The sequence below is a fragment of the Geodermatophilus sp. SYSU D00758 genome (genome assembly GCF_054049955.1).
In genome coordinates, this window is sequence record NZ_JBJGYK010000004.1 from 1 (window position 1) to 12,279 (window position 12,279).

Consider the following 12,279-nt stretch of genomic DNA (forward strand, 5'->3'; position numbering starts at 1 on the left):
GATGCGCGGGGTGTACGCGGGGCGGCTGCGCAACGCCGCGCAGGTGGAGGCGCTGACGGTGAACCTGGTGTCGGTCAACCGCCGGTACAAGGCCCACGCCGGCATCCGCGTCACCGACGTCTGACCCGGTGACCGCAGCCCCCGGGCTCGGCCCGGCCCTGGTCGCCTGGCGCACCGGCGCGGGGCTCAGCCGGCTGGCCGCGGCGCGCCGGCTCGGCGTCGCGCACACCACCCTGCGCAGCTGGGAGGTCGACGGCGTCTGCCCCCAGCCGGTGCACCTGCCCGCGGTGGGCCGCGTGCTCGACCTCGACCCGGCCCGGCTGCGCGCGCTGGCCGGTCCCGACCGCGTCCGCACGGTGCGCACCTCGGGCGGGGCGGGCGCCTCGCCCCTGTGCCGGGCCCGGCTGGCGGCCGGGCTGACCACGACCCAGCTGGCCCGCAAGGTCGGCGTCGCCCCCTCCACGGTCTCCCGGTGGGAGAACGGGGTCCGCACGCCGGCCCCCGACGTGTGGCCGCGGCTGGCCGCCGCCCTGCACCTGGACCCGGCGCGGGCGGCCGACGTCCTGGCCGGGAGCCCGCCGCGCCGCTCCGACGGCACCAGGCTGCCCGGCCTCGGCGCCCTCCGCCGCCGCCGGGGGCTTTCCCAGCGCGCCTTCCGCACGGCGGTCGGCATCGGCGCGACGACGGTGCACCAGTGGGAGAACGGCCGGGTCCGCGTGCCGCGGGACCGCCTGGCCGCGGTGGCCGGCGCCCTCGGCCTCGCCGTCCCGCAGCTGCTCGCCGGGGCGGCCCGGCCGCCCCGGGAGGAGCCCGCCCCGGCGCCGACGCCGGCCGGGCTGCGCCGCGCCGCCGGCCTCACCCAGCGGGAGCTGGCCCTGCACCTGGGCGTCAGCACCCGCACGGTGGCGCACTGGGAGGCGGGGACCCGCCCGGTCCCGCGGGTCGCCGTCCGGCCGCTCTGCCGGCTGCTGCGGCGGCCGCTGCCGGTCGTCCTCGCCGCCACCGGGGTGCGGCTGCCCGCGCTGCCGCGCCCGTCGGCGTGGCGGCCCGACGAGCTGGCGCAGCTGCTGACCGCCCTCCGGCAGGCCGCGGGCTGGTCCGCGGCCGCCCTGGGCCGGCGGCTGGCCGTGCCGGGCCGGGTGGTGCGCCGCTGGGAGACCGGGGCGGGTCGCCCGTCGCCGGCGGCCTGCCAGCGGCTGGAGCTGGTGCACGGCCTGCCGCGCGGAGCGCTCACCCGGCTGCTGCCGCGGGCCGCGCACCGGCCGGTGAGGGGTCTCACGGGGCCGGGCGGAATGTTCCCGGCCGCAGGGGCGTCCTCCGGAGGGTGACCACGCCGACCGCCGCCCGCCCGACGGCCCGCGCCTACACCGTCTGGGCGGTGGCCCTGGTGGCCTACGCGGTCGCGGTGTTCCACCGGGCCTCCCTCGGCGTCACCGGGGTCGAGGCCCAGGAGCGCTTCGCCGCCGGCGCCTCGGCGATCTCGCTGTTCGTCGTCCTGCAGCTGGTCGTCTACGCGGGGCTGCAGGTGCCGGTCGGGGTCGCGCTGGACCGGTTCGGCTCCCGGCGGCTCATCCTGGCCGGGGCGCTCACGATGGCCGCCGGGCAGGCGCTGCTGGCCCTCGCCGGGGACGTGCCGACCGCGGTGGCCGCCCGTGTGCTCGTCGGCGCGGGCGACGCCATGACCTTCGTCAGCGTGCTGCGCGTGATCGGGTTCTGGTTCCCCGGCCCGCGGGTCCCGCTCATCACCCAGCTGACCGGGCAGTTCGGCCAGCTCGGCCAGATCGTGGCCGCCTACCCCCTCGTCGCCCTGCTGCACGCCACCTCGTGGGAGGCCACCTTCCTCGGCGCGGCGGCGGTGAGCGTGCTGGTCGCCGTCCTCGTCCTGGTCGCGCTGCGCGACGCGCCGCCCGGCACGGCGCCGGCCACGCCGGCGGGGCTGGCCGAGGTCCGGCGCGGGCTGGCGCTCACCTGGCGGGAGCCGGGCACCCGCATCGGCCTCTACACCCACCTGGTCACCCAGTTCTCGGGGACCGTGTTCGCCCTGCTGTGGGGCTACCCGTTCCTCGTCGTCGGCCAGGGCCTGCAGCCCGCGGTCGCCGCCGGGCTGCTCACCGTGCTGGTCGTGGTGGGCATCGGCGTGGGCCCCCTGCTGGGCCGGCTCTGCGGGCGCTGGCCGCTGCGCCGCTCGGTGCTGGTGTTCTCGATCCTCGCCCTCACCGCGGCCGCCTGGACCCTCGTGCTCCTGTGGCCCGGCCGCGCCCCGCTGCCCGTGCTCGTGCTGCTGGTCGTCGTGCTCGGCACCAACGGCCCCGGGTCGATGATCGGCTTCGACTTCGCCCGCACCTGGAACCCGGCCGAGCGGCAGGGCAGCGCCAGCGGGGTGGTCAACGTCGGCGGCTTCCTGGCCTCGCTGCTCACCATCCTCGCCATCGGTGCGGTGCTCGACCTGCTGACCCCGGGCGCCTCCACCGACTACTCCCTGGACGCCTTCCGCGCCGCGTTCGCCGTGCAGTACGTCTTCTGGGCCGTCGGCCTGGTCGGGGTGCTCCGGCACCGCCGCGAGCTGCGGGCCCGGCTGGCCCGCGACGGCGTGGTGCTGGCGCCGCTGCTGGTCGCGGTCGGGGCGCGGCTGCGCGGGCGCTCGGCCTACCCCGCCGGGCGGCCGGGGGAGCAGCCCTGACCGATCACGTGAGGTGATCGATCGCCTACTCGCCGTCGGTTCCGCGGTCGTGTCCCCGGTGCGCCGTCGCCCGGCGTCCCGGTTCGCCTGCCACGGCGCCGCACGCCCTGCGACCCTCCGGGCACCTGCCGCACCCACAGGCGCTCCCCCGCCCGGACGGCCGATCCCGACCGGGCGCGGGACCGAGAGGAGGTCCCGTGAACCGACGGCCCCTGAACCCGGCCACCGAGGACGCGACGACCGGGGGCACCCGGTCGCCCGCCCCGCCCCCCCGCACGGGGGCGATCCGCCATCCCAACCTCACCGGCGACCTGGACCAGGTGCTGGAGTCCCGACCGGCCTTCCGCTCGGCGCTGCGCGGCTACGACCGCCTGCAGGTCGACAACTACGTGTCCTGGGCCGAGGGGGAGCTGCTGGCCGCCCGCCGCGAGGCCGAGGACCTGGTGCACCGGCTGGGGACCTGCTCGGCGGAGCTGGACGCCGCCCGGGGGCTGCTGACCGTCTCGCCGGAGGGCCGTGAGCTCGTCCGCGTGTCCGAGCGGGTGGGCGAGATCCTCCGGCTGGCCGCCGACGAGGCGGCCCGGCTGACCGAGGCCGCCCAGGCCGACGCCGAGCGCCTGCTCGAGGAGGCCCGCGACGAGGCCGGCCGGGTCACCGGGGCCGCCCGCGACGAGGCCGGCCGGGTGACCGGGGCCGCCCGCGGCGAGGCCGGCCGGGTCACCGCAGCGGCCCGCGCGGACGCCGACCGGCTGCTCGAGGAGGTCCGGGGCGAGGCCGACGCGGTGCTCCGGCGGGCGGCCGCCGCGGAGCAGGCCGCCGCCGACGAGGCCGCCCGCGTGTCCGCCGAGGCGCACGCGCTGCGGGAGCAGGCCGTCGAGCAGCTGCGCTCGGCCCGCGCCGAGGCCGACCGGGTCCTCGCCGAGGCGGCGGCCGAGCGCGACCGCCTGGCCGCCGCCTCGGCCGCCGAGCGGCAGCGGCTCGCGGCCGAGGCCGCCGAGGAGCGCGAGCGGCAGGCGGTCACCGCCGCCGAGCAGGTCGCGGCGGAGGCCGAGCGGGTCCGCGCCGCGGTCGACGCCGACTGCACCGCCCGGCTGGCCGCGGCCCGCGCCGAGGTGGAGGACCTCCAGCGCCGCCGCGACCAGGCGCGCGCGGCCCTGCACCGGCTGACCGCGCAGGTCGACGACGCCCTGCGGGTGCTCGCCGCGGTGGCCGCGGAGGACGCCACCGACCTGCCCCCGGAGCGGCTCGCGTCCTGATCCCCCGGTGGCGCGCGCCCGGGGTTCCCCCCACGATCGGGACGCGGGCAGCGCCGGACCGGGGAGGGTGTCGTGGACGTCGTCGTCGGGCTGGACTCCGGCACCACGGCGACCAAGGCCGTCACGGCCGGCGACGACGGGCGGGTCCGGGACCTCGCCAGCGTGGGCTACCCGCTGCTGGTCCCCGGACCCGGCCGCGCCGAGCTGGACGCCGACCGGTTGCGGACCGCCGCGGTCGAGGCGCTCGCCGAGGTGGCCGCGGCCGCCCGCGACCGCGGCGACCGGGTCGTCGGCGTCAGCCTGTCGGCGGCCATGCACGGCACCGTGCCCATGGACGACGCCGGCGCCCCGCTGGGCCCGGTGGTGACGTGGGCCGACAACCGGGCGGCCGCGTGGGCCCGGGCCCTCGTCGCCGACGGCCGGGCGGGGGCCCTGCACGAGCGCACCGGCACCCCGGTCCACCCCATGTCCCCGCTGGTGAAGCTCTCCTGGGAGCGGGCCGAGGACGCCGAGCGGGTGGCCGGGGTGCCCCGCTGGGGCGGGGTCAAGGAGCTGGTCGTCGCCGAGCTGTGCGGCGGGGCCCACCTGGTCGACCGCTCCTGCGCCTCGGCCACCGGGCTCTACGACATCCGGGCCGGGCACTGGGACGAGGAGGCGATGGGCATCGCCGGCGTCCGGCCCGGCCAGCTGGCCGAGGTGCGCCCGACGACGGAGGTGCTGCCCGGGCTGCGCCGGGAGGTCGCCGAGGCCACCGGCCTGCCGGCCGGCCTGCCGGTGGTGCTGGGCGCCTCCGACGGGGTGCTGGCCAACCTGGGGGTCGGCGCGGTGCGCCCCGAGGTCGCCGCGGTCTCGCTCGGCACCAGCGGCGCGATGCGGGTCGTCGTCCCGGAGCCCACGGTGGACCCCGCCCGGCGCCTGTTCTGCTACGCGCTGACCGACGACGCGTGGGTGGTCGGCGGCGCGATCAACAACGGTGGGTCGGTGGTCCGCTGGGCCGCGCAGGCGCTGGCCACCGACCCGGGCGCCGACCCGCCCGAGGGGGAGGAGGCCGACGCGCTCGACGCCCGGCTGCTCGAGGAGGCCGGCTCGGTTCCGGTCGGCAGCTCGGGGCTGCTGTGCCTGCCCTACCTGCTGGGCGAGCGGGCCCCGTGGTGGCGGGCCGGGCTGCGCGGGGCCTTCATCGGGTTGCGCCGCGAGCACCGGCGCGCCCACCTGGTCCGGGCGGCGGTGGAGGGGGTGTGCCAGCAGCTCGCGCTCGTGCGGGACGCGTGCGTCGGCACCGGCGTCCCGGTGTGCGAGGTGCGGGCCACCGGCGGGGCGGTCGCCTCCGACCTCTGGGTGCGCACCCTCGCCGCCGCCCTCGACCTCCCGGTGCGGGTCGCCGACTCCCCGGAGGGGACCGGCCTCGGCGCCTGCCTGCTCGGCCTGCACGCCCTCGGGGGGCTGCCCGACCTCGACCGCGCCACCACGCTCGTCGAGGTGCACGACCCGATCGTCCCCGACCCGGACGCGGTGGCGGTCTACCGCTCGCTGCGCCCGCTGGTCGACCGCTCCACCGAGGCCCTCACCGAGGTCCTCACCACGCTGGACGCCCTGGACGACGCCGCTGCCGACGTCGTGTGACCGCCTGGAGGTAACGCCATGCCCGAGGTCGAACCGACGCTGGGCGCCGGGCCGCTGCTCCTGATCGCCGTCGCGGCCGTCGGCCTCCTGCTCTTCCTGATCATGAAGCTGAAGCTGCACGCCTTCGTCGCGCTGATCCTGGTCAGCCTCCTGGTGGCGCTCGCGGCCCAGGTCCCGCTGGCCGACATCGTCGACACGATGACCTCGGGCTTCGGCACGACCCTGGCCAGCGTGGCGCTGCTCGTCGGCCTCGGCGCGATGCTGGGCCGGCTCTTCGAGCACAGCGGTGGGGCGCAGGTGCTCGCCGACAGCCTGATCAACCGCTTCGGTGAGCAGCGGGCGCCACTGGCGCTCGGCGTCGCCGCGCTGCTGTTCGGCTTCCCGATCTTCTTCGACGCCGGCCTGGTCGTCTTCCTGCCGATCGTCTTCACGGTGGCCCGGCGGCTGGGCGGGTCGCTGCTGACCTACGGGCTGCCGGTCGCCGGCGCGTTCGCGGTCATGCACGCCTTCGTGCCGCCGCACCCCGGGCCGGTGGCCGCCGCCGAACTGGTCGGCGCCGACATCGGGCTGGTGCTGGTCTTCGGCCTGCTCATCGGCGTCCCGACCTGGTTCCTCGGCAGCTACCTCTTCGGCCTGTGGGCGGGCAAGCGGTTCGAGCTGCCGGTGCCGGAGATCCTCGCCGACCAGCGGACGGCCGACAACGCCCCCGACCCGTCGGTCGAGGGCACCTCCCCGGGGATCGCCGGCGCCGGTTCAGCGCGCACCGCGACCCGCCCGGCGCCGCCCCGGTTCGCCACCGTCCTCTCGCTGCTGCTCCTGCCGATGGTGCTGATCTTCGTCAACACCGGGCTGAGCACCCTCGCGACCAACGGGACGATCGACGAGGAGTCGCTGGTCGTCCGGTGGGGGCAGCTGATCGGGGCCACCCCCATCGCCCTGCTGATCACCGTGCTGGTGGCCATGTGGGTGCTGGGCCGGCGGCGCGGCGACAGCGGCGCGGAGGTCGAGTCGGTGGTCAACAGCGCCCTCGGCCCGGTCTGCGCGATCATCCTCATCACCGGCGCCGGCGGCATGTTCGGCGGCGTGCTGCGGGCCAGCGGCATCGGCGAGGCCCTCGCCGACGTCCTCGGCGACATCGGGCTGCCGGTCATCGTGGCCGCGTTCGTCATCTCCGCGCTCATCCGGGTCGCCCAGGGGTCGGCGACCGTCGCGCTCACCACCGCCGCCGGCCTCATCGCGCCGGTCGTGGCGGCCACCGACGGGCTCAGCTCGGCCGACCTGGCGCTCATCGTCATCGCCATCGCCGGCGGCGCCACCGTCCTCTCGCACGTCAACGACTCCGGGTTCTGGTTGGTCAGCCGGTTCTTCGGGATGGACGAGAAGACGACGCTCAAGACCTGGACCGTGATGGAGACCCTGCTCGGCACCATCGGGTTCGTGCTGGCCCTCGTGCTGAGCCTGTTCCTCTGAGAGGAGGTGCGCCCATGCGCACGGGAGCTCGGGCCGCCGTCGCCGGGCTGGCCGGCCTGGCGGGGCTGGCGGCGCGGGACCTGCTGCAGCGGGAGCACACCCTGCTGCGCAACTTCCCGGTCGTCGGCCACGCCCGCTACCTCATCGAGTCGATCGGGCCGGAGCTGCGGCAGTACCTGGTCGCCGGCAACAACGAGGAGCGGCCCTTCACCCGCGACCAGCGGCGGTGGGTCTACGCCTCGGCCAAGCAGGCCAACAACTACTTCGGCTTCGGCACCGACAACGACCTGGAGTTCACCGCCGGCTACCCGGTGATCAACCACCGGACCTTCGGGCGGGCCGTGCCGCCCTCGGACCCGCACGCCGGGCACGCGGTGGGGCTGCCCGCCGCCAAGGTGCTCGGCGGCCCGCGCGGCCGGGCGCGGGCCTTCCGGCCGGCGTCGGTGGTCAACATCTCGGCCATGAGCTACGGCTCGCTGTCCGGGGCCGCCGTCGAGGCGCTCAACCGCGGGGCGGCGCTGGCCGGGTGCCTGCAGAACACCGGGGAGGGCGGGATCTCCGGCTACCACCGGCACGGCGGCGAGCTGGTGTTCCAGATCGGCACCGCCTACTTCGGGTGCCGGGACGAGCGGGGCCGCTTCGACCTGGAGCGGCTCAAGGACCTCGTCGCGGCGGCGCCGGTGCGGGCGATCGAGGTCAAGCTCAGCCAGGGCGCCAAGCCCGGGCTCGGCGGGCTCCTGCCCGCGGCCAAGGTCTCCGCCGAGATCGCCGCGGCGCGCGGGGTGCCCGAGGGCGTGGACTGCATCAGCCCGTCCCGGCACGCCGAGTTCTCCGACACCGACAGCATGCTGGACTGGGTCGAGATGCTGGCCGCCGAGACCGGGCTGCCGGTGGGGATCAAGTCCGCCGTCGGCGACATGGCGTTCTGGCACGAGTTGACCGACCTGATGTCCCGGACCGGCCGCGGGGTCGACTTCGTCACCGTCGACGGCGGGGAGGGGGGCACCGGAGCCGCGCCGCTGATCTTCACCGACTCGGTGTCGCTGCCCTTCCAGCTCGGCTTCGCCCGCGTCTACTCGGTGTTCGCCCGCGCCGGGTTGCACGAGGACGTCACCTTCATCGGCGCCGGGAAGCTCGGCCTCCCCGACAACGCGATCGTGGCGTTCGCCCTCGGCTGCGACATGGTCAACGTCGGCCGCGAGGCGATGCTCGCCATCGGCTGCATCCAGGCGCAGAAGTGCCACACCGACACCTGCCCGACCGGGGTGGCCACCCAGAACGCCTGGCTGGCGCACGGGCTGGACCCGGCCCGCAAGGCGGTGCGGATGGCCAACTACGTGCAGACGCTGCGCCGCGACCTGTACCGGGTGGCCGAGGCCTGCGGGGTGGAGCACCCGGGGCTGATCGACGTCTCCTCGGTGGAGATCCTCGACGGGCGCACCGGCTCCCGGCCGCTGGGGGAGGTGTACGGCTACGAGCCCGGCTGGGGCCTGCCCTCGGCCGCCGACCGCGAGGCGATCGTGGCCGTCCTCTCCGGCCGCGGCCCGGAGGGCGGCTCGGCGCCGCCCTCGCCGGACGCGGCCGGCTGACGCAGGCCGGGTACCCCCCGGTCACCCGCGTGCGTCCGGGTGTAGCGACGCGCGGGACGCTTCGGTCCGTTCGTCCCGCGAGCCCGGGAGGCCTCGCGGGGCACGTCGGGCGGCGGCTAGCTTCGCGGCTCACCCGAGAGCAGGGCCCGGTACGTCCCCGGAGGACCTCCATGGCGGGTTACCTCTACCGGTGCACCGGCTGCGGCCCGTGGGAGGTCCGGCGGCCCATCGGCACCGCGGAACCGGTGAGCGACTGCCCGGCCTGCGGGGCTCCCGGCCGCCGGGTGTACACCACCCCCCTGCTGAGCCGGACGGCGGCGCCCGTGGCCGCGGCCCGGCTGCGCGAGGAGGCCAGCCGGGACGCCCCGGAGATCACCACGGCGGTGCCGCCCCGGGCGAGCCGGCCGACGCCGCGGGACCCGCGCTGGAGCGCGCTGCCCCGGCCCTGAGCGCCGGTGGCCCGCCGGGACCCCGTGCGTGCCACCACCACCGGGGCGGACCCGGGGGCACGTCTCCCGGGCCACCCCCGACAGACGGCCCGCAGACCGCGGGTCACGCACACCGTCAACGCAGATCGGAGCGTGGGGGACATGCCAGACGTGTTGTTCACCGTCGACCAGGCCAAGTCGATGCGCGACCAGGCGGTGCCCGGGCACAACCGCTGGCACCCGGACGTCCCCGTCGCCACGATGGTGCGGCCCGGGCAGAACATCCGGGTCGAGTGCCGTGAGTGGACCGACGGCCAGATCGGCAACAACGACTCGGCCAACGACGTCCGCGACGTCGACCTGACCCACGCCCACATGCTCAGCGGCCCGATCGGGGTCGAGGGCGCCGAGCCCGGCGACCTGCTGGTCGTCGACATCCTCGACCTGGGCCCGGTGCAGGCGCCGCAGGAGTTCGGCGACGCCCCGGGGCAGGGGTGGGGGTACACCGGCGTGTTCGCCAAGGCCAACGGCGGTGGGTTCCTGACCGACTACTTCCCCGACGCGTACAAGGCGATCTGGGACTTCCAGGGCCAGGTGGCCACCTCCCGGCACATCCCGGGCGTCCGCTACACCGGCATCACCCACCCGGGGTTGTTCGGGACGGCGCCGTCGGCCGAGCTCCTCGGACGGTGGAACGCGCGCGAGCGGGCCCTGATCGACACCGACCCCGACCGCGTTCCCCCGCTGGCGCTGCCGCCCCTCGTGGACAACACCCTGGCGGGCCAGGCCAGCGGGGACGTCGCCGACGGCATCGCCCGCGACGGCGCGCGCACGGTGCCGGCCCGCGAGAACGGCGGCAACCACGACATCAAGAACTTCACCCGCGGGTCGCGGGTGTTCTACCCGGTGCACGTGAAGGACGCCAAGCTCTCCGGCGGCGATCTGCACTTCAGCCAGGGCGACGGCGAGATCACCTTCTGCGGCGCCATCGAGATGGGCGGGTTCATCGACTTCCACATCGACCTCATCAAGGGCGGCATGGAGACCTACGGGGTGACGACCAACCCGATCTTCATGCCGGGCAACGTCGAGCCCCGCTACTCGGAGTTCCTCACCTTCATCGGGGTCTCGGTGGACCACCGTGACGACCGCAACCTCTACCTCGACGCCACGCAGGCCTACCGCAACGCCTGCCTCAACGCCGTCGAGTACCTGAAGAAGTTCGGCTACTCGGGGGAGCAGGCGTACCTGCTCCTCGGATCGGCGCCGATCGAGGGCCGGGTCAGCGGGGTCGTCGACATCCCGAACGCCTGCTGCTCGCTGTACCTCCCGACGGCGATCTTCGACTTCGACGTCAAGCCGTCGGCGTCGGGCCCCGTCAAGGCCGACCGGGGGCAGTGCGCCGTGACCTCGTGACGTCACCCGGCCGCGGCCCGCGACACGGGTGACACCGGGCGGTCCGGGCGTCTACGCGGCGTCCGGACCGCTCAGGGTCCGGACCGTGGGGCGTGCGGTCACCACGACCGGTCCCTCGCAGTACCAGCACGTCGGGTCCTCCCCGACGTCCTCCTCGGCGTCCTGCCCGCCGACCTCGCACTCGCGACAGGTCCAGCTGACCTCGATCCGGCTGTCCACGGACCCCTCTTCTCCGTGCGCGCGTGCGCCCCCAGGTGCTCGAGGCCGCCCGGAGGACCTACCCAGCGTGCCGCCGCGTCATGCCGGGCTCCCGGCCACCCGCGGACGACGGCGGCCCCGGCACGGGGCGACACTGGGGTGGTGGACGACGACGCGCGGCCCCGGGTGGAGCAGCACGAGGCGGCCGACCGTTTCGGCAAGGCCGTGCTGCGCACCGTGCACGACCTCACCGTGGCGCTCGCCGCCGACGGCGCCGACCCGGAGCCGGTCGTGCACCGGACCCGCGGGCCGCACCGCAGCATCGACGGCCTCGCCGCACTTCTCGACGCCGCGCTCCTCGACGACGCGCTCGCCGAGGACGACGCGCTCGCCGAGGACGACGCCGCCGCGGGCGACCGGCCGGCCGGTCCGGCGCAGCCGCCGCCCGGCTGAGGTTCGCCGTCCGCGGTGACCCGTGGTCGCCGCGTGAGGACGCGCGGGGCCGGGCGCCGCCGGGGAGCGGACCGCCGGGTCCGGCCCGGGGCGGCATTGACGCCCGCTCGGCCGCGGCAGCATCGTCGTCGCGCAACGCGGTCGATGAGCGGCGCCGTGCCCCCGGCGCGGCGTCCCGACCGGCTGGGAGGTCGACGATGACCACCGGTCCCGGGCGGCCCTGCCCGCCCCCGGCGCCGAGCCGCGGCGCGCCACCTCGCTCCTGGTCCGGGCCGCGCGCGCAGCCGGTGGGGGCCCGCCCCGGCCCGTCGGTGCGGGCCGGGCCGTGCGCTCCGCCGGCCCCACGGGGGATGCACCCGCCCGTGCCGGACGCGAGGAGATGAGCGCAGATGGGAAGCGTCGGACTGCTCTACGTCGGGGCCGTGCTCGTGGTCAACGGCCTCATGCTGCTGGGGCGGGTGGACCCGCGCGCCGCGGCCCCGCTGAACCTGTTCGTGGGGGCCCTGCAGGTCGTCACACCCACGTACCTGATCTTCACCGCCGGGAACGACGCGGCGATCACGCTGAACGCGTCGGGTCTCTACCTGTTCGGGTTCACGTACCTGTACGTGGGGATCAACCTGCTGGCCGGCCTCGACGGCACGGGCCTGGGCTGGTTCTCCGCCTTCGTCGCGGCGTGCGCGGTGGTCTACGCCGGCCTCAACTTCTGGTACGTCGACCCGACCGACGCGGCCTTCGGCGTCATCTGGCTCTACTGGTCCGTGCTGTGGTCCCTGTTCTTCCTGGTGCTCGGGCTCAAGCGCGAGGAGCTCACCCGGTACACCGGAGCCATCGCGCTCACCGCGGGCGTCCTGACCGCCGCCGTCCCGGCGTTCATGCTGCTCACCGGGGTGTGGGACGACTACATCGGCACCACGGCGATCGTGCTCGCCGTCGTGCTGGCCGCGAGCCTGCTGATCTTCTACCGCCCGCTGCGCGGGTCCGCAGCGCCGGCCGCGCCGGTCGCCGGTGAGTCCGGGGCCGCGGGGGTCCCGGTGGCGCGTGCCTCCTCGGCGGAGGGCTCCGGCGGGCAGGCTCCCGGCCGGCCGGCCGGGTCCGGGGCGGCGTCCCGCCCGGGCGGGTGAGCCCGGCGGCCGTGCTCGTGACGTCGGGGCCGCCCCGGGCGG

Annotated in this window: 11 protein-coding genes; 10 read left to right on the forward strand and 1 reads right to left on the reverse strand. The window is 76.6% G+C overall.

What is annotated here, in order from left to right:
- The first annotated feature begins 128 nt into the window (after window positions 1-128).
- From ACI8AC_RS04065 to fmdA, 8 genes are all read left to right on the forward strand, one after another.
- The gene (locus ACI8AC_RS04065; RefSeq protein ID WP_456895451.1) at window positions 129-1,328 is read left to right on the forward strand and encodes a helix-turn-helix domain-containing protein; all 1,200 of its coding nucleotides are present in this window, start codon (window positions 129-131) and stop codon (window positions 1,326-1,328) included.
- Window positions 1,325-2,680 carry an MFS transporter gene (locus tag ACI8AC_RS04070; protein ID WP_456895452.1) on the forward strand — a complete coding sequence of 452 codons (1,356 nt, stop codon included), beginning with the start codon at window positions 1,325-1,327 and terminating at the stop codon, window positions 2,678-2,680. Before ACI8AC_RS04065 ends, ACI8AC_RS04070 begins: the two co-directional genes overlap by 4 nt.
- A 197-nt stretch (window positions 2,681-2,877) precedes the next feature.
- Window positions 2,878-3,936: a hypothetical protein gene (locus ACI8AC_RS04075; RefSeq protein WP_456895454.1), complete on the forward strand. Its 1,059-nt coding sequence runs from the start codon at window positions 2,878-2,880 to the stop codon at window positions 3,934-3,936.
- 72 nt (window positions 3,937-4,008) lie between these two features.
- Window positions 4,009-5,559 (forward strand): gluconokinase, encoded by a 1,551-nt coding sequence (locus ACI8AC_RS04080; protein ID WP_456895456.1) that lies wholly within the window; start codon window positions 4,009-4,011, stop codon window positions 5,557-5,559.
- A gap of 18 nt (window positions 5,560-5,577) precedes the next feature.
- Entirely contained in the window at window positions 5,578-7,029 is a 1,452-nt protein-coding gene (locus ACI8AC_RS04085; protein WP_456895458.1) for a GntP family permease, read from the forward strand.
- A gap of 14 nt (window positions 7,030-7,043) precedes the next feature.
- Window positions 7,044-8,618, forward strand: coding sequence for a glutamate synthase-related protein (locus tag ACI8AC_RS04090; protein WP_456895460.1), 1,575 nt, complete (start codon window positions 7,044-7,046; stop codon window positions 8,616-8,618).
- A gap of 170 nt (window positions 8,619-8,788) precedes the next feature.
- Window positions 8,789-9,067 carry an FmdB family zinc ribbon protein gene (locus ACI8AC_RS04095; protein ID WP_456895462.1) on the forward strand — a complete coding sequence of 93 codons (279 nt, stop codon included), beginning with the start codon at window positions 8,789-8,791 and terminating at the stop codon, window positions 9,065-9,067.
- Between the two features lie 141 nt (window positions 9,068-9,208).
- Window positions 9,209-10,462, forward strand: a complete 1,254-nt coding sequence (gene fmdA, locus ACI8AC_RS04100; RefSeq protein WP_456895464.1) for a formamidase — start codon at window positions 9,209-9,211, stop codon at window positions 10,460-10,462.
- Window positions 10,463-10,513: 51 nt separating this feature from the next.
- Here the strand turns inward: fmdA and ACI8AC_RS04105 are convergent, their stop codons facing one another.
- Window positions 10,514-10,681 carry a hypothetical protein gene (locus ACI8AC_RS04105; RefSeq protein WP_456895466.1) on the reverse strand — a complete coding sequence of 56 codons (168 nt, stop codon included), beginning with the start codon at window positions 10,679-10,681 and terminating at the stop codon, window positions 10,514-10,516.
- A 141-nt stretch (window positions 10,682-10,822) separates the two neighbouring features.
- On the opposite strand from ACI8AC_RS04105, the gene ACI8AC_RS04110 reads away from it, so the two are divergent.
- Complete coding sequence (locus tag ACI8AC_RS04110) at window positions 10,823-11,113, forward strand: hypothetical protein (protein ID WP_456895468.1); 291 nt, start codon at window positions 10,823-10,825, stop codon at window positions 11,111-11,113.
- A 389-nt stretch (window positions 11,114-11,502) separates the two neighbouring features.
- Entirely contained in the window at window positions 11,503-12,237 is a 735-nt protein-coding gene (locus tag ACI8AC_RS04115; RefSeq protein ID WP_456895470.1) for an AmiS/UreI family transporter, read from the forward strand.
- The last annotated feature ends 42 nt before the right edge of the window (window positions 12,238-12,279 follow it).